The organism is Paroceanicella profunda, assembly GCF_005887635.2.
Taxonomy (GTDB): Bacteria; Pseudomonadota; Alphaproteobacteria; order Rhodobacterales; family Rhodobacteraceae; genus Paroceanicella; species Paroceanicella profunda.
The window spans coordinates 3,105,571-3,126,790 of the sequence record NZ_CP040818.1 but is presented as its reverse complement, the minus strand read 5'-3'; the positions used below and the strand labels follow the sequence as shown (position 1 = coordinate 3,126,790).

At 68.3% G+C, this 21,220-nt stretch carries 22 protein-coding genes; 12 read left to right on the top strand and 10 right to left on the bottom strand.

Features of this window, described 5'->3' with window-relative positions; genetic code table 11:
* Positions 1 to 78: 78 nt before the first annotated feature.
* On the bottom strand, positions 79 to 1,767 hold the full coding sequence (locus tag FDP22_RS13960) for an alpha-glucosidase family protein (protein WP_239031779.1): 1,689 nt from the start codon (positions 1,765 to 1,767) through the stop codon (positions 79 to 81).
* A 5-nt stretch (positions 1,768 to 1,772) separates the two neighbouring features.
* Positions 1,773 to 2,660, bottom strand: coding sequence for a UTP--glucose-1-phosphate uridylyltransferase (locus FDP22_RS13955; RefSeq protein WP_138574572.1), 888 nt, complete (start codon positions 2,658 to 2,660; stop codon positions 1,773 to 1,775).
* A gap of 398 nt (positions 2,661 to 3,058) precedes the next feature.
* On the opposite strand from FDP22_RS13955, the gene FDP22_RS13950 reads away from it, so the two are divergent.
* Genes FDP22_RS13950 through ggpS form a run of 3 tightly spaced genes read left to right on the top strand, consistent with a single transcriptional unit; the run spans position 3,059 to position 6,469 of the window.
* Positions 3,059 to 4,195: an NAD(P)H-dependent glycerol-3-phosphate dehydrogenase gene (locus tag FDP22_RS13950; RefSeq protein ID WP_138574570.1), complete on the top strand. Its 1,137-nt coding sequence runs from the start codon at positions 3,059 to 3,061 to the stop codon at positions 4,193 to 4,195.
* Positions 4,195 to 4,965, top strand: a complete 771-nt coding sequence (locus FDP22_RS13945; protein ID WP_138574568.1) for an HAD-IIB family hydrolase — start codon at positions 4,195 to 4,197, stop codon at positions 4,963 to 4,965. The genes FDP22_RS13950 and FDP22_RS13945 overlap by 1 nt, the downstream gene beginning before the upstream one ends.
* A 1-nt stretch (position 4,966) precedes the next feature.
* Complete coding sequence (gene ggpS, locus FDP22_RS13940) at positions 4,967 to 6,469, top strand: glucosylglycerol-phosphate synthase (RefSeq protein WP_138574566.1); 1,503 nt, start codon at positions 4,967 to 4,969, stop codon at positions 6,467 to 6,469.
* Between the two features lie 116 nt (positions 6,470 to 6,585).
* Here ggpS and FDP22_RS13935 read toward each other — a convergent pair whose 3' ends face one another.
* Together FDP22_RS13935 and FDP22_RS13930 are read right to left on the bottom strand one after the other, a co-directional pair.
* Entirely contained in the window at positions 6,586 to 7,080 is a 495-nt protein-coding gene (locus tag FDP22_RS13935; RefSeq protein WP_138574564.1) for a MarR family winged helix-turn-helix transcriptional regulator, read from the bottom strand.
* 162 nt (positions 7,081 to 7,242) lie between these two features.
* Positions 7,243 to 8,160: a LysR family transcriptional regulator gene (locus FDP22_RS13930; protein WP_138574562.1), complete on the bottom strand. Its 918-nt coding sequence runs from the start codon at positions 8,158 to 8,160 to the stop codon at positions 7,243 to 7,245.
* A 101-nt stretch (positions 8,161 to 8,261) separates the two neighbouring features.
* Between FDP22_RS13930 and FDP22_RS13925 the strand changes: the two genes are divergently transcribed.
* From FDP22_RS13925 to FDP22_RS13900, 6 genes are read left to right on the top strand one after another with little or no spacing between them, the layout of a single operon-like run.
* Complete coding sequence (locus FDP22_RS13925) at positions 8,262 to 9,278, top strand: class 1 fructose-bisphosphatase (protein ID WP_138574560.1); 1,017 nt, start codon at positions 8,262 to 8,264, stop codon at positions 9,276 to 9,278.
* 14 nt (positions 9,279 to 9,292) lie between these two features.
* Complete coding sequence (locus tag FDP22_RS13920) at positions 9,293 to 10,165, top strand: phosphoribulokinase (protein WP_138574558.1); 873 nt, start codon at positions 9,293 to 9,295, stop codon at positions 10,163 to 10,165.
* 15 nt (positions 10,166 to 10,180) lie between these two features.
* Complete coding sequence (gene tkt, locus FDP22_RS13915) at positions 10,181 to 12,184, top strand: transketolase (protein WP_430225494.1); 2,004 nt, start codon at positions 10,181 to 10,183, stop codon at positions 12,182 to 12,184.
* A 13-nt stretch (positions 12,185 to 12,197) separates the two neighbouring features.
* The gene (fba, locus tag FDP22_RS13910; protein WP_138574556.1) at positions 12,198 to 13,277 is read left to right on the top strand and encodes a class II fructose-bisphosphate aldolase; all 1,080 of its coding nucleotides are present in this window, start codon (positions 12,198 to 12,200) and stop codon (positions 13,275 to 13,277) included.
* Positions 13,278 to 13,288: 11 nt separating this feature from the next.
* Positions 13,289 to 14,752 (top strand): form I ribulose bisphosphate carboxylase large subunit, encoded by a 1,464-nt coding sequence (locus FDP22_RS13905; protein WP_138574554.1) that lies wholly within the window; start codon positions 13,289 to 13,291, stop codon positions 14,750 to 14,752.
* A 23-nt stretch (positions 14,753 to 14,775) separates the two neighbouring features.
* Positions 14,776 to 15,168 (top strand): ribulose bisphosphate carboxylase small subunit, encoded by a 393-nt coding sequence (locus tag FDP22_RS13900; protein WP_138574552.1) that lies wholly within the window; start codon positions 14,776 to 14,778, stop codon positions 15,166 to 15,168.
* On the opposite strand, the gene FDP22_RS13895 is transcribed toward FDP22_RS13900, so the two are convergent.
* Entirely contained in the window at positions 15,149 to 15,604 is a 456-nt protein-coding gene (locus FDP22_RS13895; RefSeq protein WP_138574550.1) for an MgtC/SapB family protein, read from the bottom strand. The two genes, FDP22_RS13900 and FDP22_RS13895, sit on opposite strands and share 20 nt — an antisense overlap.
* A 48-nt stretch (positions 15,605 to 15,652) precedes the next feature.
* On the opposite strand from FDP22_RS13895, the gene cbbX reads away from it, so the two are divergent.
* Together cbbX and rpe are read left to right on the top strand one after the other, a co-directional pair.
* Positions 15,653 to 16,567 carry a CbbX protein gene (gene cbbX / locus FDP22_RS13890; RefSeq protein ID WP_138574799.1) on the top strand — a complete coding sequence of 305 codons (915 nt, stop codon included), beginning with the start codon at positions 15,653 to 15,655 and terminating at the stop codon, positions 16,565 to 16,567.
* Positions 16,560 to 17,261 (top strand): ribulose-phosphate 3-epimerase, encoded by a 702-nt coding sequence (rpe, locus tag FDP22_RS13885; RefSeq protein ID WP_138574548.1) that lies wholly within the window; start codon positions 16,560 to 16,562, stop codon positions 17,259 to 17,261. The genes cbbX and rpe overlap by 8 nt, the downstream gene beginning before the upstream one ends.
* A 16-nt stretch (positions 17,262 to 17,277) precedes the next feature.
* On the opposite strand, the gene FDP22_RS13880 is transcribed toward rpe, so the two are convergent.
* Positions 17,278 to 17,571, bottom strand: coding sequence for a YciI family protein (locus FDP22_RS13880; RefSeq protein WP_138574546.1), 294 nt, complete (start codon positions 17,569 to 17,571; stop codon positions 17,278 to 17,280).
* 124 nt (positions 17,572 to 17,695) lie between these two features.
* Between FDP22_RS13880 and aat the strand changes: the two genes are divergently transcribed.
* Positions 17,696 to 18,352 carry a leucyl/phenylalanyl-tRNA--protein transferase gene (gene aat, locus FDP22_RS13875; RefSeq protein WP_138574797.1) on the top strand — a complete coding sequence of 219 codons (657 nt, stop codon included), beginning with the start codon at positions 17,696 to 17,698 and terminating at the stop codon, positions 18,350 to 18,352.
* On the opposite strand, the gene FDP22_RS13870 is transcribed toward aat, so the two are convergent.
* The 4 genes from FDP22_RS13870 to clpX form a co-directional block, all read right to left on the bottom strand.
* On the bottom strand, positions 18,283 to 18,861 hold the full coding sequence (locus FDP22_RS13870) for a DUF2155 domain-containing protein (protein WP_138574544.1): 579 nt from the start codon (positions 18,859 to 18,861) through the stop codon (positions 18,283 to 18,285). The genes aat and FDP22_RS13870 overlap by 70 nt on opposite strands.
* Positions 18,862 to 18,918: 57 nt before the next feature.
* Positions 18,919 to 19,365, bottom strand: a complete 447-nt coding sequence (mlaD, locus tag FDP22_RS13865) for an outer membrane lipid asymmetry maintenance protein MlaD (protein ID WP_138574542.1) — start codon at positions 19,363 to 19,365, stop codon at positions 18,919 to 18,921.
* 1 nt (position 19,366) lies between these two features.
* Entirely contained in the window at positions 19,367 to 19,744 is a 378-nt protein-coding gene (locus tag FDP22_RS13860) for an NADH:ubiquinone oxidoreductase subunit NDUFA12 (protein ID WP_138574540.1), read from the bottom strand.
* A gap of 65 nt (positions 19,745 to 19,809) precedes the next feature.
* On the bottom strand, positions 19,810 to 21,081 hold the full coding sequence (gene clpX, locus FDP22_RS13855) for an ATP-dependent Clp protease ATP-binding subunit ClpX (protein ID WP_138574538.1): 1,272 nt from the start codon (positions 21,079 to 21,081) through the stop codon (positions 19,810 to 19,812).
* Between the last annotated feature and the right edge of the window lie 139 nt (positions 21,082 to 21,220).

The following is a 21,220-nucleotide window of genomic DNA, read 5'->3' as shown; positions in this document are numbered from 1 at the left end:
AGGCGCTGGCCCCGCGAAAGGCCCGGGGATGACGCCGGGGCTGGGCGCATGCGCCCGGCTGGGCCGTGGGCCGGGTGGTCAGCCCCAGGTCTGCGGCGGAACCGTGCCGAAGAAGGCCTCGAACGGCGGGAGGATCACTCCGAGCCCCAGCAGTTCGCCGGAGAACCCGTGCCCGGTGAGCGGCGCCACCGAGGTGAATTCGCCGGTCTCGAAGGAGCGCTGGCGGTCGGAGATGTTGAACAGGCACAGCATGTCCGCCTCCGCACCCTGGCGCAGGAAGGCCAGCACGTCCGGGTCCGCGTCGAGGAAGCGGATGTCGCCCTTGCGCAACTGGTCGAAGCCGCCGCGCCAGCGCAGGAAGCGCCGGACCCGGTTCAGCACCGAGCCCTCGTTCATGTCCTGGTCGTTCACCGACAGGGGCCCGTGTTCCGGCGCGGACGGCAGCCAGGGCGTGGCGTCGGAGAAGCCGTAATGCGCGGCGCCCGAGGCCCAGGGCATCGGGGTGCGGCAGCCGTCACGCCCCTGGTATTCGGGCCAGAACCGCTTGCCGTAGGGGTCCTGCAGCAGCTCGTAGGGAATGGTCGCCTCGGTGAGGCCCAGTTCCTCGCCCTGGTAGATGCAGGGCGTGCCACGCAGCGAGCACAGGATCGCCATCAGGAGCGGCGCGGCCGTCTGCGCGTTCGAGCCCAGCCGCCAGCGCGAGATCGCCCGGGCCACATCGTGGTTCGACAGCGCCCAGGACGGCCAGCATTCGCCGGCGCGCCGGCTCATCCGCTCCGCCGTGCGCCTGAAGAACTGCGCCTTGAACTCGCCGCCCAGCAGGTCGAACGAATAGGCCATGTGCAGCCGCCCGGGCGCGGTGTATTCGGTGAGCGAGGCATACATGTCCGGCACCACGCCCAACTCGCCCACCAGCGTGGTGGCGTTGAACTCATCGGTCAGCTTGCGCAGCCGCTCGTGGAATTCCAGCGTCTCGGGGCGGTTGATGTTGTGGATGGGCTCCTGCATCGCATAGGGGTTCTGCTCCGGCACGCCCGGCACCGCCGGCTGGCTGCGCGGCGGGTTGTCGGTGAGCGCGGGGTCATGCGCGTACATGTTCGCCGTGTCGAGGCGGAAGCCGTCCACTCCGCGCTCGAGCCAGAAGCGCGCGACATTGAGCATCGCCTCCTGCACCTGCGGGTTGTGGAAGTTCAGGTCCGGCTGGGCGGCGAGGAAATTGTGCATGTAGTACTGGCGCCGGCGCGTGTCCCATTCCCAGGCCGGGCCGCCGAAGATCGAGAGCCAGTTGTTCGGCGCCGTGCCGTCGGGCTTGGGATCGGCCCAGACATACCAGTCCGCCCGCGAGTTGGTGCGGTCCACCCGGCTTTCCTGAAACCAGGAATGCTGGTCGGAGGTGTGCGACAGCACGAGGTCGAGCAACACCCGCAGGCCCTTCTCATGCGCCGAGGAGAGCAGGTTGTCGAAATCCTGAATGGTGCCGAACAGCGGGTCGACGCCCCGGTAATCCGAGACGTCATACCCGAAATCCGCCATGGGCGAGGGGAAGAACGGCGAGATCCAGATCGCGTCCACCCCGAGGCCCGCCACGTGGTCGAGCCGGGAGTTGATGCCGGCGAGATCGCCCACGCCGTCACCGTTGAGATCCACGAAGGAGCGTGGGTAGATCTGGTAGATCACCCCGCCGCGCCACCAGTCGGGGTCTCCCCCGAGCTGGCCGGTCTGGATCGGGCTGGCGCTCATCGCACCGAAGGGCATTCCCGCCTGCATCGGAGTCACCCCACCAGCGCGAGTTCGGGGGCACGGCGCTCCGTCATCATGCCGCGCATGTTGGCGACGTGCAGCGTGGCCTGCAGCATGCCCTCCTGCGCGCCGCAGTCGAAGCGGATGCCGGAGAAGCGGTAGCCGGCCAGCCCGGCCGCGCCCGCGGTGGCCGCGATCGCGTCGGTGAGCTGGATCTCGTTGCCGTGGCCGCTCTGCTGAACGGCGAGCTGGTCGAAGATCCGGCTGTCGAGCACGTAGCGCCCGACGACGGCGAGGGTCGAGGGCGCGTCTTCCGGGGAGGGCTTCTCCACCATGCCGGTGGCGTGGGTGAGCCGGTCGCCCTGCTCCGCGCGCGGCACGAGAACGCCGTATTTCGAGATCCGCTCCCGGTCCACCTCCATCGTGGCCACGAGATGGCCGCCGCAGGAGGCGTGCGCCTCGATCATCTCGCCGATGCAGCCGGGGCCGCCGAGGATGAGATCGTCCGGCAGGATCACCGCGAAGGCGTCCTCCTGCACGAAGGGCCGGGCCTGCAGCACCGCGTGTCCGAGGCCGAGGCGCTCGGTCTGCATCACGAAATGCGCGCGGTCATCGGCGTTCAGCGTCAGCGTGTCGAGCTTGTCGGCGAAGGCGTGCTTGCCCGCGGCGCGCAGGTGGGCGCACAGCTTGGGGTCGTGACGCACGTAATCCTCGATGCTGCCCTTGTCGGGATGCGACACGAAGACCATGCGGTCGATGCCCGCGGCGCGCGCCTCGTCCATCGCGAACTGGATCAGTGGGGTGTCCAGAACGGGAAGGAGTTCCTTGGGGGTCGACTTGGTCGCGGGCAGGAACCGGGTTCCCAGGCCTGCAACGGGGAATACCGCCGTCCGGATCCGTTTCGTCGCCATGTCCGCCATTCTCACTTTCCTTTCAGTCTCTCGGCCACATCTTCCTTGAGCGAACGCACTCGCGGGGAGCCCCTGTTGCGACGCGGGAGGTGCCGTTTCCGAACAGGACCTAGGCGCATGGCTACGAAAAACAATATAAAAATTTTACACTTCGTTAACGCGGCTGTCGTGCCGGCAGGGCCCGACAGGCCGCCTGATCGGCTCCCAGAAGAATGCACAGAATGTTGTGCAATGCAACATTGACATCACACCGTAACGTTACATATTTTGGTCGGGACAGATGGCATGGGCGTTTCGCTGATGCTGTCATGAAGTCCGGGCATACATGGTGCACCGCTTCGTTTTACTTATAATGCGGACGGCGCGCCTGTAGTCCGTCAGAAGTAAAACAGGAGATCGTTCCCAGTATGAAGGACCGCTCAATCGAGTTCATCCAGTCTTCCAATACCGGGCTCTATGACAACGTGGCCGTGATCGGCGCCGGCGCCTGGGGTACGGCGCTGGCTTGTGTGCTTGTTCGCGCCGGCCGCAACGTGACGCTCTGGGCCCGCCGGCCCGAGCTGGCCGAGGAAATCAATTCCACCGGCCTGAACCAGCGCTACCTGCCCGACATCCCCCTGCCCGAGGGCCTGCGCGCGGTGTCGGACATGGGCGAGGCGCTGGCCGGCGCCCAGGCGGTGCTCATCGTCACGCCCTCCGTCAGCATCCGCGAGATCACCGAACAGGCCCATGCGCTCGCAGCGCCGGAGGTGCCGCTCTTCATCTGCGCCAAGGGCGTGGAGAAGGGCACCCACCTGCTGATGAGCGGCATCGCGGAAGACGCGGCCCCGGGCCGGGTCATCGGGGTGATTTCCGGGCCCACCTTCGCCGTGGAGGTGGCCGCGGACGCGCCCACCGCCGTCACCATCGCCTCCAACGAGCCGGAGTGGGACAAGGACATCGCGCACCACGCCGCCGCCCGCATGGCCCAGTCCATGGGCACCTACAGCTTCCGCCCCTATGTGTCCAACGACATGGTGGGCGTGGAGATCGGCGGCGCGGTGAAGAACGTCGTCGCCATCGCCTGCGGCATCCTGGAGGGCGCGGGTTTCGGCATGAACGCGCGCGCCGCCCTCATCACCCGCGGCCTCTCCGAGATCAAGGAACTCGCCGTCGCCATGGGCGGCACGCGCGAGACCGTGACCGGCCTCGCCGGCATGGGCGATCTGATGCTCACCTGTTCCTCCACCAAGTCGCGCAACTTCTCCTACGGGCGCCAGCGCGGCGCGGGCATCGCGCATGACGCGGTGTTCGAGGGCAAGCCCGTGGTGGTGGAGGGGCACGGAAACGCCCTCACCGTCACCGACCTCGCCCGCGCCCTCGGCGTGTTCATGCCGATCTGCGAGATGACGCGCTCGATCCTGCATGACGATGTGCCCATCGGCCACGCCTTCGCCGAATACTGGGCCGCGCCCCTGCAGGCCGAGCCGCGCGCCCTCGACATCGAGATCGCCCACCCCGCCGCCGAAGCCGCCTTTACCCATTACGGAAGCGAATTGCCTTGATGACCGACATCCTGAACCCCGCCACCGCCATTTCGGGCTGGAAGAGCGTGCTTGCCACCGATCTCGACGGCACCTTTCTCGGCGGCTCCGAAGCCGACCGGCGCGAACTCTATGACTATATCGAGGCGAACCGGGAGCGTTTCGGCCTCGTCTTCGTCACCGGGCGCGACCCGAAGTTCATCGGAGAGCTGTGCGACGGCGGCGTGCCCTGGCCGCTCTACGTGGTGGGCGACGTGGGCACCACCATCGCCCGCGTGGCCGACGGCCGCATCGAGATGATCGACGAGCTGGAGCGCGAGATCGCCGAGACCTGGGCCGACCGGGGCGCCTTCTTCCGCGAGCTCCTCGCCGAAGCGCCGGGCCTGCGCGCGCAGGACACCCCCTTCCGCCACCGCCAGAGCTTCCACTACGACCCCGAGACCTTCGACGACACCTGGGTGCCGAAGATCGAGGAACACGGCGTGGACGTGCTCATCTCCGACAACCGCTACCTCGACGTGCTGCCGAAGGGCGTCTCCAAGGGCCCATCGCTCTTGCGCCTGATCGACCACCTGGGCCTGGACGCGGACCGTGTGCTGGTTGCCGGGGACACGCTGAACGACCTGAGCATGTTCCAGACCGGGCTGAAGGGCGCGGTCGTGGGCGGGGCCGAACCCGCGCTCACCGCACACACCCGCGACCTGCCCAACGCCCTGGCCTGCACCCGCGTGGGCGCCGGCGGCATCACCGAGGCGCTCGGCCATTTCGGCCTGACCAATCTGGAGAAGTGATTTGAAATCGGATCTCGTCATTGTCTACCATCGCCAGCCCTACGAGGAGGTCGAGGTCGACGGTCAGATCGTGCTGCGCGAGAACAAGAGCCCGAACGGCATCGTGCCCACGATGAAGAGCTTCTTCGGGCAGGTGTCGACCGCCTCCTGGATCGCCTGGAAGCTGGCCGAGGACACCAACAACCCGGATTTCGAGCGTGTCATCGAGATCGACGACACCTACGGCAAGTACCGGGTGTCGCGCCTGCCGCTGCGCGCGGAACAGGTGTCGAGCTTCTACCACGTGAGCTCGAAGGAGGCCTTCTGGCCGATCCTGCATTCCTTCAAGGAAAAGTACAATTACGACCCGGTGGACTGGCCGGCCTTCCGCGAGGTGAACTGGGCCTTCGCCGAGGCCGCCGCGGCCGAGGCGAATGACGACGCGGTGATCTGGATCCACGACTACAACCTGTGGCTGGTGCCCGGCTACGTGCGCCAGTTGAAGCCGAACGCGAAGATCGCCTTCTTCCACCACACGCCCTTCCCCTCCGCCGACCTGTTCAACGTGCTGCCCTGGCGCGAGGAGATCCTGCGCAGCCTGCTGGCCTGCGACATCGTGGGGTTCCACATCCCGCGCTACGCGGCGAACTTCGCCTCCGCCGCCCGCAGCCTCACCTCCGCCGACGTCACCCGCACCGCGGTGGTGAGCGAGGAGATGACGCCGGTAGGCACCGCCCTGTCCGAGCGCACGGTTCCGGTGCGCCTGGAGCATGAGGGCCACGAGGTGATCGTGCATTCGAACCCCGTGGGCACCAATTTCGACTATATCGAGGAATGCGCCCGCGCCGAGGACGTGAAGGAGAAGATCGAGGAGATCCGCGCCGAGATCGGCGACCTGCGCCTCATCGTCTCCGTGGCCCGAACCGACTACACCAAGGGCAACATCGAGCAACTGGAAACCTATGAGCGCCTGCTGGAACGCCGCCCGGAACTGCATGGCAAGATCCGCCTGATGCATGTCTCCGTGGGCGCGAACCGCTCGATGACCGCCTATGAGGAGGTGCAGCGCTCCATCGAGGAGATTTCAGGCCGCATCAACGGGCGCTTCGGCTCCTTCGAATGGCAGCCGGTGTCGCTCATCTCCACGGCGATCCCGTTCCGCGACCTGATCGCCTATTACCGGGTGGCGGACATCTGCTGGATCACCCCGCTCTGCGACGGGCTGAACCTCGTGGCCTCGGAATACTGCGCCGCGCGCACGGACGGCTCCGGCCGGCTGATCCTGTCGGAATTCGCCGGTTGCGCCATCCTGCTCAACGGCGCCATTCCGGTGAACCCGTTCAGCCATGCCTCGATGAACTCCGCCATCGACCAGGCGCTGGACATGGAGGATGAGGAGGCCCGCGGCCGCATGGCGCTGCTGCGCAAATCCTCCAAGAGCTTCGACGTGGGCGCCTGGACCAGGGGCCAGCTCGAGGTGTTCGAGGAAGCGCGCCGCGGCGTGGCCGAGCGCGCCCGGGCCTGAGCGCCCGTCAGCGTGCCGCCCGGCCCCGGGGTCGGGCGGCAACCCGTGGCGCGGGGGCTGCCGTAAGCGCGGTGCGGCCGCCCCTGCCCCGCAGCACGGCGCGGGCCCCTCGCGCGTCAGTCCTCCGGATCGGCGGGCTGGAATTGTCCCAGGCAGCACGACAGCGGCATGTGGCTGCAGGTCCGGTTCAGCGCGTCGATGAGGTTGAGCACGTCCGCATCGGGCACATGCACGAAAAGCTCCGAGTAGATCTGGATGGTGGAGTTGCGCAGCTCCTTGAGATGCGCGAGGCCGGCGGGCGTGAGCTCGACGTATTTCTGCCGGCGGTCCACGGGGTTCTCGCGCCGCTGGACCAGCCCCACACGCACCATCCGCTCCACCATCCGCGACGCGGCCGTGGAGCTGAGCTTCACCGCCTCCGCCAGGTCGGCGATGATCACGCCGCCATGCCGGTTCAAGTGCATCAGCGCATGAATCTGGCTGAAGGAGAGCTCAAGGCCCCGCAGATCATCCGTCATGCGCCGGAACATCTCGGAGGAGACGAGCGCGTGGCACTGGTCGAACAGTGCACCAAGCTTGAGCCTGCACGGATCCGCAACCGGATGATTCATGCAATCGTTACCTTTCTGCAATTGTTGCGGGGGCCAAGGTTACCGCGCTGCCGGGACCGGTCAATTTCTTTCCTGCCTGACATGCATAAATCCTCCCCTCTGCGATGATTTTGCATGCATCTTCCTCCAGGACCCTGCGCCCCCGGGCAGACGGGCCGGATGTCAGCCCGGGATATGCCCCTTCTGGTCCAGGATGAAGCGGTGCAGCGCGGCCGCGGTGTGCGACAGCGCAACCCCGGCGCGGTGGATGAGAAACCATTGCCGCTCGATGGGCAGGCCGGCGAAGGCCAGTGTCACCAGACGGCCGGCGTCCAGCTCATGCAGCACCGTGTGGCGGGAGATGATCGCCACGCCCAGCCCGGCGATCACCGCCTGCTTGATGGTCTCGTTGCTGTTCATCTCCACCGTGTCATAGGGCTGGCCGTCGCCGATCCGATCAAGGATTCGCTCGGCGAGGATCCGCGTGCCCGAACCCGGTTCCCGCACCAGGAAGGTCTCGGCCAGCAGCGCCTCGGGCGTAATGTCGCAGCGCCCGGCCAGCGGGTGCTCGGGCGGGGCGATCAGAACATGCGGATGCGGGCCCAGCACGGCGGCCTCCACCGCCGGTTCCCGGGGGGGGCGGCCCATGATCGCGAGGTCGATCGCCCGCCGCCGCAGCGCCTCGATCACCTCGCCGCGGTTGCCCACGATCAGCCCCACCTCGATGTCCGGCAAGGCCCGCCGCGCCGCAGCAACGATGCCGGGCGCGAAGTATTTCCCCGTGCTCACCACCCCCAGCGCCACGCGCCCGGCCTTGCCGGCGCGGATGGCGGCGATGCGGGCAAAGCAGCGTTCCAGAACGCTTTCCACCTCTGACACCGCAAGCAGGATCTCCCGCCCTTCCGGGGTCGGCAGCGCCGGCCCACCCTCGTTGCGGTGCAGCAGACGCACGTCCAGATGCGCCTCCAGCGTGCGCAGCTGGGTTGAGACGGCGGGCGCCGTGACACTAAGTGTCTGCGCCGCCGCGGTAAGCGTTCCCGCCTCCACGATGGCCGCGAGAGCCCGGAGCTGCTTGAGGGTGATCGCGTTTTCATGAGCCATAATTTTTCTTAACGCATCCACATTTTTTTTCAATTCCATTTCGCCACGGCTTCCCGCACTGAAACATTATTGCGCACTCAAGACGCAGCCGGGAAGGAACCATGACCCACATCACCAGCTTGCACGAGCATCTGCTGCTCACCGGGGCCGACCCCGTTGTGGCCGGGCTGATCGGCGCCCTGGGCGGGGTGGCGGTCGAGGTCTCCCGGCTGATCGCCCGCGGCGGCCTCTCCTCTTCCCTGGGGGCCGCGGTGGGGCGCAATTCGGACGGAGACGGCCAGAAGGCGCTCGACATGATCGCCGATGACGCGTTCGCTGCCTGCCTCCCCGGCACGGGCGTGCGCTGGCTGGTGTCCGAAGAGCGCGAGGGTGTCACTGAAATCGACCCGAGCGGCACCCTCGCGCTCGCCATCGACCCGCTGGACGGCTCCTCCAACATCGACGTGAACGTCTCCATCGGCACGATCTTCTCGATCCGCGCCGCGCAGGCGAGCCCGGAGGAGAGCTTCCTCGCCCCCGCCGATGGCCAGCTTGCCGCGGGCTACGTGATCTACGGCCCGCAGACCGCGCTGCTGCTGACCTGGGGCGCCGGCGTGAGCCACTACGTGCTGGACCCGGGCACCGGCCGCTTCGGCCTGGTGAACGACCGGGTGCGCGTGCCGCCGCGCGCCTCGGAATTCGCCATCAACGCCTCGAATTTCCGCCACTGGTCCAAGCCGGTGCGCGCCTATGTCGACGATTGCCTGTCCGGCGCGGCGGGGCCCCTGGGGCGGGACTACAACATGCGCTGGATCGCCTCTCTGGTGGCCGAGACGCACCGCATCCTGATGCGCGGCGGCATCTTCCTCTACCCCGCGGACGCGCGCCCCGGCTACCAGCACGGCCGGCTGCGGCTGGTCTACGAATGCGCGCCCATCGCCTTCCTGATGGAACAGGCGGGCGGACGCGCGACCGACGGCGCGGACCCGATCCTGTCACGCGCCGCCTCCGGCCTGCATGCCCGCACCCCCTTCGTGTTCGGCAGCGCCGAGAAGGTGGCCCGCGTGGCCGCCTACCACGACCTGCCGGAGGCCGAGATCTCGCCGCTCTTCGGCATCCGCGGCCTGTTCAAGACCTGAAGGGCGAAAGCATCATGAGCAGAAAACATCCCATCATCTCGGTCACCGGCTCCTCCGGCGCGGGCACAACCACGGTGAAGCACACCTTCGACCAGATCTTCCGGCGCGAAGGCATCACCCCGGTCACCATCGAGGGCGACGCCTTCCACCGCTTCAACCGCGCCGAGATGAAGGCCGAGCTGGCCGCGCGCCTCGCCGCCGGCGACGAGACCTTCAGCCATTTCAGCCTGGAGGCCAACGTGCTGGACGAGCTGCAGACCATCTTCCGCACCTATGGCGAGACCGGCACCGGCCGCACCCGCCACTACGTGCACGATGAGGCGGAGGCCGCGCGCTGGGGCACGCCGCCGGGGGCGTTCACTCCCTGGGCGCCCTTCGAGGACGGCTCGGACCTCCTGTTCTACGAGGGGCTGCACGGCGCGGTGAAGACCGACACGCTCGACATCGCCGGCGAGGCCGACCTCAAGATCGGCGTGGTGCCGGTGATCAACCTCGAATGGATCCAGAAGATCCACCGGGACCGGGCGATGCGCGGCTACACCACGGAGGCGGTCACCGACACCATCCTGCGCCGCATGCACGCCTATGCCCACGTGATCTGCCCGCAGTTCACCGAGACGGACATCAACTTCCAGCGCGTGCCGGTGGTCGACACCTCGAACCCGTTCATCGCCCGCTGGATCCCCACCGCGGACGAGAGCCTGGTGGTGATCCGCTTCCGCAGCCCGCGCGGCATCGATTTCGCCTACCTCACCCAGATGATCCACGGCTCCTGGATGAGCCGCGCGAATTCCATCGTCATCCCCGGCAACAAGCTCGACCTCGCGATGCAGCTGATCCTCACGCCGCTCATCCTGCGGCTGGTCGACCAGGCGCGCCGGGCCTGAAAGGAGACCCAAGCCATGACCACAATGGAGAAGATCGCCCCGCCCGCCGCCGCCGAGGCCGCCATGGCCACCGCGCTGCGCGTGCTCGCGATGGACGCGGTGGAGGCCGCGCAATCCGGCCACCCCGGCATGCCCATGGGCATGGCGGACGTGGCGACCGTCCTCTTCGCCCGCCACATCCGGCTGGACCCATCTCGGCCGGACTGGCCGGACCGCGACCGCTTCGTGCTTTCGGCCGGGCACGGTTCGATGCTGCTCTACGCGCTGCACCACCTGGTGGGGTTCGAGGACATGACGCTGGAGGAGCTGCAGGCCTTCCGCCAGCTCGGCGCCCGCACTGCCGGCCACCCGGAATACGGCCACGCGCGCGGCATCGAGATGACCACCGGCCCCCTTGGCCAGGGCATCGCCACCGCCGTCGGCATGGCGCTGGCCGAGCGCATGCTCAACGCCCGTTACGGCGACGGGCTGGTGGACCACCATACGTTCGTGATGGCCGGTGACGGCTGCCTGATGGAGGGCATCTCCCACGAGGCGGCGGACCTTGCCGGGCATCTCGGCCTCGGCCGGCTGATCGTGCTGTGGGATGACAACCGCATCACCATCGACGGGCCGGTCTCGCTCTCCTCCTCCGCCGACCAATGCGCGCGCTTCGCCGCCCTCGGCTGGCACGTGGCCCGGGTGGACGGGCATGACCCCGAGGCGATCGACGCCGCCCTCGCCGCCGCGAAGGCGGACCCGCGCCCCTCGCTGCTGGCCTGCCGCACGGTGATCGGCCAGGGCGCGCCCACGCTCGCCGGCTCGCACAAGGTGCATGGCGCGCCGCTGGGGGCGGAGGAGATCGCCGCCGCCCGCGCAGCGCTCGATTGGCCGCACGCGCCCTTCGTGATCCCCGGGCCGGTGCGCGCGGCCTGGGGCCGCGTGGCCCGGCGCGGCGCCGCGGCCCGCGCGGACTGGGAGGCGCGGCTGGCCGCGTCCCCGCAAGCCGCCGCCTTCGAACAGGCCCGGGCGCCGGTGGACGCCGCCGCCCTGCGTGAGGCCATCTGCGCCTTCAAGGCCGGCATCAGCGAAACCCGCCCCGCACATGCCACCCGCAAGGCCTCGGAACTCGCCCTCGGCGTGGTGAACGCCACCCTGCCCCAGACGGTGGGCGGCTCGGCCGATCTCACCGGTTCGAACAACACCCGCACGCCGGACATGGCGTCGGTCACCCCGGGGGACTTCTCCGGCCGCTACATCCACTACGGCATCCGCGAGCACGGCATGGCGGCGGCGATGAACGGCATGGCGCTGCACGGCGGGCTGAAGCCCTACGGCGGCACCTTCCTCGCCTTCGCCGATTACTGCCGCCCGGCCATCCGGCTCTCCGCGCTCATGGGCGTGCCGGTGGCTTACGTGATGACGCACGATTCCATCGGCCTGGGCGAGGACGGCCCCACCCACCAGCCGGTGGAGACCATCGCCAGCCTGCGCGCCATGCCCAACCTGCACGTCTACCGCCCCGCCGACGCGGTGGAGACCGCCGAGGCCTGGGAGCTGGCGATGACCTCGGCCCGCACGCCCTCGGTGCTCTGCCTCTCGCGCCAGTCCCTCCCCACGGTACGGCGCCACCACGAGGCGGAGAACCTCACCGCCCGCGGCGCCTACGTGCTGCGCGAGAGCATCGGCCCGCGCGACCTCACGCTGATCGCCACCGGCTCGGAGGTCTCGCTCGCGCTCGATGCGGCGGACCTGCTGGAGGCGGAGGGGCTGCGCGTGGCCGTGGTCTCCGCCCCCTGTTTCGAGCGCTTCGCGGAGGAGGCGCTGGCCTACCGCGCCGAGGTGCTGGGCACCGCACCGCGCCTCGGGGTGGAGGCCGCGGTGCGCCAGGGCTGGGAGGCGCTGATCGGCTGCGAGGGCGGTTTCGCAGGCATGACCGGCTTCGGCGCCTCCGGCCCCGCCCCCGAGCTCTACCGCCATTTCGGCCTCACCCCTGCGCGCGTGGCCGAGGCCGCCCGCGCCCTGCTCACCCGCAGCTGAAGGAGACTCCGCAATGCCCCTCATCACCCTGAGGCAGCTTCTCGACCATGCCGCCGAGCATGGCTACGGGGTGCCCGCCTTCAACATCAACAACATGGAGCAGGGCCTCGCCATCCTGCGCGCCGCGGCCACCTGCGACGCGCCGGTGATCCTGCAGGCCTCGCGCGGCGCGCGCTCCTATGCCGGCGACATCATGCTGCGCCACATGGTGAGCGCCCTCACCGAGATGTACCCCGCCATCCCGATCTGCCTGCACCAGGACCATGGCAACAACGAGGCCACCTGCATGTCGGCCATCCGCCACGGCTTCACCTCGGTGATGATGGACGGCTCGCTGATGGAGGACATGAAGACGCCCGCGAGCTACGAGTACAACCTCGCCATCACCGAGCGGGTGGCGCGCATGGCACATTGGGTGGGCGCCTCGGTGGAGGGCGAGCTGGGCGTGCTCGGCTCCCTTGAGAGCGGCGAGGCCGCGGCGGAGGACGGCTCGGGCGCGGAAGGCAAGCTCAGCCACGACCAGCTCCTCACCGACCCCGCCCAGGCGGTGGATTTCGTCACCCGCACCGGGGTGGACGCGCTCGCCATCGCCTGCGGCACCTCCCACGGCGCCTACAAGTTCACCCGCGCGCCGGATGGCGAGATCCTCGCCATGTCGGTGATCGAGGAGATCCACGCCCGCCTGCCCGCCACCCACCTGGTGATGCACGGCTCCTCCTCGGTGCCCCAGGCGCTGCAGGACCTCATCAACGCCCATGGCGGCGAGATGCCCCAGACCTGGGGCGTGCCGGTCGACGAAATCGTGCGCGGCATCCGCATGGGCGTGCGCAAGGTCAACATCGACACCGACTGCCGCATGGCGATGACCGGGCAGTTCCGAAAGGTGGCCGCCGAGACGGCCGCCGAGTTCGACCCCCGCAAGTTCCTCGTGCCCGCCATGGCCGAGCTCGAGGCCCTGTGCCGCGAGCGCTTCGAGGCCTTCGGCACCGCCGGCCACGCGCACGCCATCCGCGTGGTCGGGATGGACGACATGGCGCGCGCCTATGCATCCGGCGCGCTCGCCCCCGAAACCCGCACCCGCAAGGCAGCCTGAAGGAGGCCAAGATGCTCGACGACAAGAAAACCGAACTGCGTGGCAAGGAACGCTACCGCGCCGGCGTGCTGAAATATGCCCAGATGGGCTACTGGGACGGTGATTACACCCCGAAGGACACTGACCTGATCGCCCTCTTCCGCATCACGCCGCAGGAGGGGGTGGACCCGATCGAGGCCGCCGCGGCCGTGGCCGGCGAAAGCTCCACCGCCACCTGGACCGTGGTCTGGACCGACCGGCTCACCGCCTGCGACCAGTATCGCGCCAAGGCCTACCGGGTGGACCAGGTGCCGGGCACGCCGGGGCAGTATTTCGTCTACATCGCCTATGACCTGATCCTGTTCGAGGAAGGCTCCATCGCCAACCTCACCGCCTCGATCATCGGCAACGTGTTCTCCTTCAAACCCCTGAAGGCGGCGCGGCTGGAGGACATGCGCCTGCCGGTGGCCTATGTGAAAACCTTCAAGGGCCCGCCCACCGGCATCGTGGGCGAGCGCGAGCGGCTCGACAAGTTCGGCAAGCCGCTGCTGGGCGCCACGACGAAGCCCAAGCTGGGCCTGTCGGGCAAGAACTACGGCCGCGTGGTCTACGAGGGGCTGAAGGGCGGGCTCGACTTCATGAAGGATGACGAGAACATCAACTCGCAGCCCTTCATGCACTGGCGCGACCGGTTCCTCTACTGCATGGAGGCGGTGAACCGCGCCCAGGCCGAGACCGGCGAGGTGAAGGGCCATTACCTCAACATCACCGCCGGCACGATGGAGGAGATGTACCGCCGCGCCGAGTTCGCGAAGGAACTGGGATCGGTGATCGTGATGGTCGACCTCATCATCGGCTACACTGCCATCCAGTCCATCTCCGAATGGTGCCGGCAGAACGACATGATCCTGCACATGCACCGCGCCGGCCACGGCACCTACACCCGGCAGAAGAACCACGGCATCTCCTTCCGCGTCATCGCGAAATGGCTGCGGCTGGCGGGGGTGGACCACCTGCACTGCGGCACCGCCGTGGGCAAGCTGGAGGGCGACCCGCCCACCGTGCAGGGCTACTACAACGTCTGCCGCGAGATCCGCAACGAGGTGGACCTCGCCCGCGGCATCTTCTTCGAGCAGGACTGGGGGGACATCCGCAAGGTGATGCCGGTGGCCTCGGGCGGCATCCACGCCGGCCAGATGCACCAGCTTCTGGACCTCTTCGGCGATGACGTGGTGCTGCAGTTCGGCGGCGGCACCATCGGCCACCCGATGGGCATCCAGGCCGGAGCCACGGCAAACCGCGTGGCGCTGGAGGCGATGGTGCTCGCCCGCAACGAGGGCCGCGACATCGCAGCCGAGGGCCCGGAGATCCTCCGCGCCGCCGCGAAATGGTGCAAGCCGCTGGAGGCCGCCCTCGATACCTGGGGCAACATCTCCTTCAACTACACGCCCACCGACACGTCGGACTTCGTGCCCGACATGACCCCCGCCCTGTAACCCCCGCCAAAAGGAGAGAGACCATGCGCATCACCCAGGGCTGCTTTTCCTTCCTGCCCGACCTCACGGACGAGCAGATCACCGCCCAGGTGGAATACTGCCTCGGCCGGGACTGGGCCATCGGCGTGGAATACACCCACGACCCCCACCCGCGGAACACCTACTGGGACATGTGGGGCAACCCGATGTTCGACCTGCGCGACGCGAAGGGCGTGATGATGGAGCTGGAGGACTGCCGCAAGGCCCACCCCGAGGCCTACATCCGCCTCAACGCCTTCGACAACACCCGCGGGCTGGAGACGGTGACCATGTCCTTCATCGTGAACCGCCCCACGCAGGAGCCGACGTTCCTCATGACCCGCACCGAGGTGGGCGGGCGCACGATGAACTACACGCTCACCGCTCGAAGAGCCTGACGAGGGAGAGCACGATGACCGCGAGCACCGTGGCGATGACGGCCAGCAGGTACAGCCCCACCCCGGTGGCGCAGCCGATGGCGCCCGCCAGCCACATGCCCGCGCCGGTCGTGAGCCCCTTCACCCCTCCCTCGCCGCGGATGATCGTGCCCGCGGCGAGGAAGGCCACCCCGGCCGTCACCGCCTCGATGACGCGCGTGGGGTCCATGTTGCCGCCCGCATCGGCGAAACGCGCGAAGAGCTCGGCGCTGATGAGGGTGAACAGGCAGGCCGCGAGACAGATGAGGATATGGGTGCGCAGGCCGGCCGAGTGCTGCCGCGCCTCCCGGTCGATGCCGATCACCCCGCCCAGAAGTGCGGCGATGAACAACCGCAGCACCGCCGTGCCCAGCGGGGTTTCCATCCGGTCGAGCATCGCGAGCGTCTCGAATTCCATGCGCCTGCCTCCCCCTGTCCGTTGTTGCGAGAGGAGATCCCGATGAGCCTGGACACCGCCGAGACCGCCCCCCCGGGGGATATAGACCTGCGGGCCGAGTTCGAAAGCTCCGGCGTGGCCGAAGTGCTGGCCGAGCTGGACCGCGAGCTCACCGGCCTGAAACCGGTGAAGGCCCGAATCCGCGAGACCGCCGCCCTCTTGCTGGTCGACCGCGCGCGCCGCAGCCTCGGCCTCGCGCAGGACACGCCCACCCTGCACATGTGCTTCACCGGCAATCCCGGCACCGGCAAGACCACGGTGGCGCTGAAGATGGCGGGCCTGCTGCACCGGCTGGGCTACGTGCGCAAGGGCCACCTGATCTCCGTCACGCGTGACGACCTGGTGGGCCAGTACATCGGCCACACCGCGCCCAAGACCAAGGAGATCCTGAAGAAGGCCATGGGCGGCGTGCTGTTCATCGACGAGGCCTATTACCTCTACCGCCCCGACAATGAGCGCGACTACGGCCAGGAAGCCATCGAGATCCTGCTGCAGGTGATGGAGAACAACCGCGACGACCTCGTGGTGATCCTCGCCGGCTACGCCGACCGGATGGACCTGTTCTTCCGCTCGAACCCCGGCTTCCGCTCCCGCATCGCCCATCACATCGGCTTCCCCGACTACTCCGACGCCGAGTTGCTCACCATCTCCGAGCGGATGCTGGAGGAGCAGAGCTACCGCCTCTCGCCCGGCGCGCGCGCGGCCGTGACCGAGTACATATCCCTGCGGCGCGCCCAGCCGCATTTCGCCAACGCCCGCTCGCTCAGGAACGCGCTCGACCGCGCCCGCCTGCGCCAGGCCAACCGGCTTTTCGAGGCCGGAGGCCGGGTGAACGCCGCCGCCCTCTCGACCATCGAGGAGGAGGACATCCGTGCCAGCCGCGTCTTCTCCGGCGGGCTCGACCAGGAGAGACCCCATGACTGACCGGATCCGCATCGCACCCTCCATCCTCTCGGCCGATTTCGCCGCCTTCGGCGCCGAATGCGCGGCGATCGAGGCCCTGGGCGCCGACTGGGTGCATGTCGACGTGATGGACGGGCATTTCGTGCCCAACCTCACCTTCGGCCCCGCCATGGTGAAGGCCCTGCGCCCGCATGTGAAAACCGTGATGGACGTGCACCTGATGATCGCGCCGGCCGACCCCTATCTGGAGGCCTTCGCCGAGGCCGGGGCCGACATCCTGACCGTGCATGCGGAGGCAGGTCCGCACCTGCACCGCTCGCTTCAGGCAATACGGAACCTCGGCTGCAAGGCCGGCGTGGCGCTGAACCCCGCCACCCCGGCGGAGGCCATCGACTACGTGCTGGACGCGGTGGACCTCGTCTGCGTGATGACGGTGAACCCCGGCTTCGGCGGGCAGAGCTTCATCGCGAGCCAGGTGGACAAGGTGCGCCGCCTGCGCGCAATGCTCGGCGACCGCCCGGTGCACATCGAGATCGACGGCGGGGTAACCCCCGAGACCGCGCCGCTGGTGGCCGCGGCGGGGGCGGATGTGCTGGTGGCAGGCTCCGCGGTGTTCCGCGGCGGCTCGGTGGCGAACCCGGCGCCGTACGGCGCCAATATCCGCGCCATCCGCCAGGCCGCGGAGGCGGCGCTGCGCGCGCCCGAGCCGGTGTGACCCGGGCGCCTGCGGCTCACTCCGGCCAGGGAACCCGGCGGATCGGGATGATCTCGATGTCCTTCCACACCTTCTCGCGGTAGAACACCTCGGCCGCGAGAAGGGCGTCGAGCGCCGCGCGGTCCTCCGCCTCGTAGAGCATCACCGAGCCGGCCATGTTGCCGTCTTCGCCGATGATCGCGCCGCCGTCGATGATCGAGCCGTCCTTCTTGCCCGCGAACAGGCCTTCCAGGTGCTCCGGCCGATGCGCCATGCGACGGTCCAGGGTGCCCGGGGCGGTGTCGTCGCGGGCGATTACGGTAAACTGCATGAAAGATCCTCCGATTGCGGCGTCACTCTGGCCTCCCGCGCGCCGGGGATCAAGCCCGCGAAGGATGCGCCGAATGCGCGAGATCATCTGGCACGCGGCCACGCTCTGTGGCAGTCTGAGGATCATGTCGAAACCGCAGGACCCCCTCGAGATCACCCCGACGCTGCTGCTGCGCGCCTACGCGGCCGGCGTTTTCCCGATGGCCGAATCCGCCCGCGCCACCAGCCTGTTCTGGGTGGACCCGAAACAGCGCGGGATCCTGCCGCTCGACGCCCTTCACGTCTCGGCCTCCCTGCGCCGGACCATCCGGCGCGGCCGGTTCCGCGTGGGCATCGACGAGGATTTCTCCGCCACGCTGGACGGCTGCGCGGGGCGCGAGGAAACCTGGATCAACCCGGAAATCCGCGACCTGTTCATCACGCTGCACCGCATGGGCTACGCGCATTCCATCGAGGTTTACGACGACCAGGGCCTTGCGGGCGGCCTCTACGGCGTGCGGCTGGGCGCGGCCTTCTTCGGTGAGAGCATGTTCTCCTACCGCCCAGATGCCTCGAAGATCGCGCTGGTGTGGCTGGTGGCGCGGCTGCGCGCCGGCGGGTTCACCCTGCTCGACACCCAGTTCGTGACCGACCACCTCGCCCGGCTCGGCGCCGTCGAGGTGAGCCGTGACACCTACCACGAGATGCTGGACGCCGCCCTCATGCGCACCGCTCAGTTCTGGGAACTGCCGGTGGACGCCTCTTCCGCCTCGGTCTTGCAGCTCAGCACCCAGACATCGTAGCGCGGGTGGTCCAGCGCCGAGAGCGCCGGGCTGGACGCGAACATCCAGCCATGGAAATCCGGCTGCTCCTCGCGCTTGTCGCGGATCTGCAGCCAGGCGTAGGCGTCTTCCTTCTCGCCGGGCGCCGGGCGGCGGCAGGCCTCCAGCGTGAGGTCGAGGCGCTTGTACGCGCGCTCCTCGCCCACATGCATCTCGAAGGTGCTGATCTCGCCGGTCATCTTGTCCAGCCCGCGCAGCACCGCGATGTCGGTGGGCACGCTGGTTACCGGCGGGCGCACGTCGGGGATCTCGTTGGTGAGCTCGCGGGTCTTCGCCCGCCCCTCGGTCACCGCGTCAGGCGCGGCCTGCTGCCCATCGGCCGCGGGCGCGCCCTGCGCCGACTCCGAGGGGAGGTCATCGAGCGGCGTGACCTGGATCGTCTGCGCACGGACACCGGCAAGCGGCGCCGCGATGAGCGCAGCAATCAGCGCGAGGCGCGCGCCCGATGCGCGGGATGGGAGATGAAACACGGCTGTCTGTCCCGGAATGAGGCCGGAGGCGCGGGCGGTGCCCCGCCCGCGGCTTCGTCAGTTGGCGCTGCTGCCGCCGCCGAATTTCAGCAGCAGGTCGATGAGGGAAACCGACCCCTGGGTCATGGTGATCTCGCCGCCCGGCTTCAGCATGAACTCCGAGGCTCCCGGCGTGATGGCAATGTAATTGCCGCCCAGGATGCCCTCGGCATCGATCTTCGCATCCGAATCCTCGGGCAGCTGCACGTCGCCCGTCACCGAGAGATGGGCGACGGCCTGGAAGGTCTTGGGATCGAGGTCGATGCCGGTGACCGTGCCGACCTTGACCCCGGACACCCGCACGTCGGAGCCCACGTTGAGCCCGCCGGCCTTGCGGAACTTCGCCACCACCTCGTAGCCGCCTCCGCGCCCGAAATCGGCATTCTGTGCGGCGAAGGCCAGAAAGCCCCCTGCCGCGATCAGCACCACGGCGCCAATCAGCGTTTCAGCTGCTGAATTGGCCATGTCAGCCCTCCGGCGCCCAGGCTTCGTACTCAGCCCGGCGCACCGGATTCGGTGTGAGGATGCTGCCCGGAGGGTGATACGCAAGCTCGGTTCCGGTCATGTTGGGCACATGCGGCTTTTCCCAGGGCTTGTGCTTGAGCGGCGCTTCGGTGGGCGGCTCGTCATAGGTGTGGTGCAGCCAGCCATGCCAGTCCGGCGAGACGCGCGACGCCTCCACCGGGCCGTTGAAGATCACCCAGCGGCGTTTGCCGCCGCCGCTCTGGTAGAAGATGTTGCCCTGATCGTCGGTTCCGACCCGCTCGCCGGACCGCCAGGTGGACAGGCGGGTTCCGACGGTCTGGCCGTTCCACCAGGTGAAAATCTGCGCAAGCATGCTCATCTCGACGCTCCGTGGGTGGTTGTGCGAGGCTTATGCCCCCTGCCGCGGCCGAAAGCCAGCCTCCATCAGGAGGCTGACGCCGGTTTTCCGCTGCTCTGCTGCTCGGAGTAGACCAGCATGGGTTTGGCCTCGCCGCGGATCGCCTCTTCGTTGACCACCACTTCCTCGAGCCCCTCGCGGCCGGGAAGCTCGAACATCGAGTCGAGCAACACGTCCTCGAGGATGGAGCGCAGCCCGCGTGCACCGGTCTTGCGATCGATGGCGCGGCGCGCGATGGCCCGCAGCGCCTCGGTCGTGAAGGTGAGCTTGGTGTCCTCCATCTCGAACAGGCGCTGGTACTGCTTGATCAGCGCGTTCTTCGGCTCGGTGAGGATGGTGATCAGCGCATCCTCGTCGAGATCCGTGAGGGTCGCGATGACCGGCAGACGGCCGACGAACTCAGGGATCAGGCCGAACTTCAGCAGGTCCTCCGGCTCCAGCTCGGCGAAGAGCTCGCCCACGCGGCGATCCTCGCTCGACTTCACATCGGCGCCGAAGCCCATCGCGGTGCCCTTGTTGCGCTGGGAGATGATCCGGTCCAGCCCGGCGAAGGCGCCGCCGCAGATGAACAGGATGTTCGTGGTGTCCACCTGCAGGAACTCCTGCTGCGGATGCTTGCGCCCGCCCTGCGGCGGCACGGAGGCCACGGTGCCTTCCATGATCTTGAGCAGCGCCTGCTGAACGCCCTCGCCCGACACGTCCCGGGTGATGGACGGGTTGTCGGACTTGCGGGAGATCTTGTCGACCTCGTCGATGTAGACGATGCCGCGCTGCGCCCGCTCCACGTTGTATTCCGCGGACTGCAGCAGCTTGAGGATGATGTTCTCCACATCCTCGCCCACGTAGCCGGCCTCGGTCAGCGTGGTGGCGTCCGCCATGGTGAAGGGCACGTCGATGATGCGCGCAAGGGTCTGCGCGAGCAGCGTCTTGCCGCAGCCGGTGGGGCCGATGAGCAGGATGTTGGACTTGGCGAGCTCCACATCCGCGTTCTTGGCCGCGTGGTTCAGGCGCTTGTAATGGTTGTGGACGGCGACCGAGAGAACCCGTTTCGCCGTATCCTGGCCGATGACGTAGTCATCAAGAACATTGCAGATGTCGCGCGGGGTCGGAACGCCTTCGGTCGACTTGACCAGAGTGCTCTTGCTCTCCTCGCGAATGATGTCCATGCACAGCTCGACGCATTCATCGCAGATGAACACGGTCGGACCCGCAATCAGCTTCCGCACCTCGTGCTGCGACTTTCCGCAGAAAGAGCAGTACAGTGTGTTCTTGGAATCGGTTGTGCCCGACTTGCTCATTCAACACTCCCGGAAAGGCCTGGGGCCCTTCCCTGTTTGGCGGAGCCGAAGGCCCCGCGCTCTTCAGACCGCGCCCCCGATTGGAGCACGGCCAAGGTTGCCCTGACAAGCTCAAAGCCCGGAATTGAGCGATTCCTCG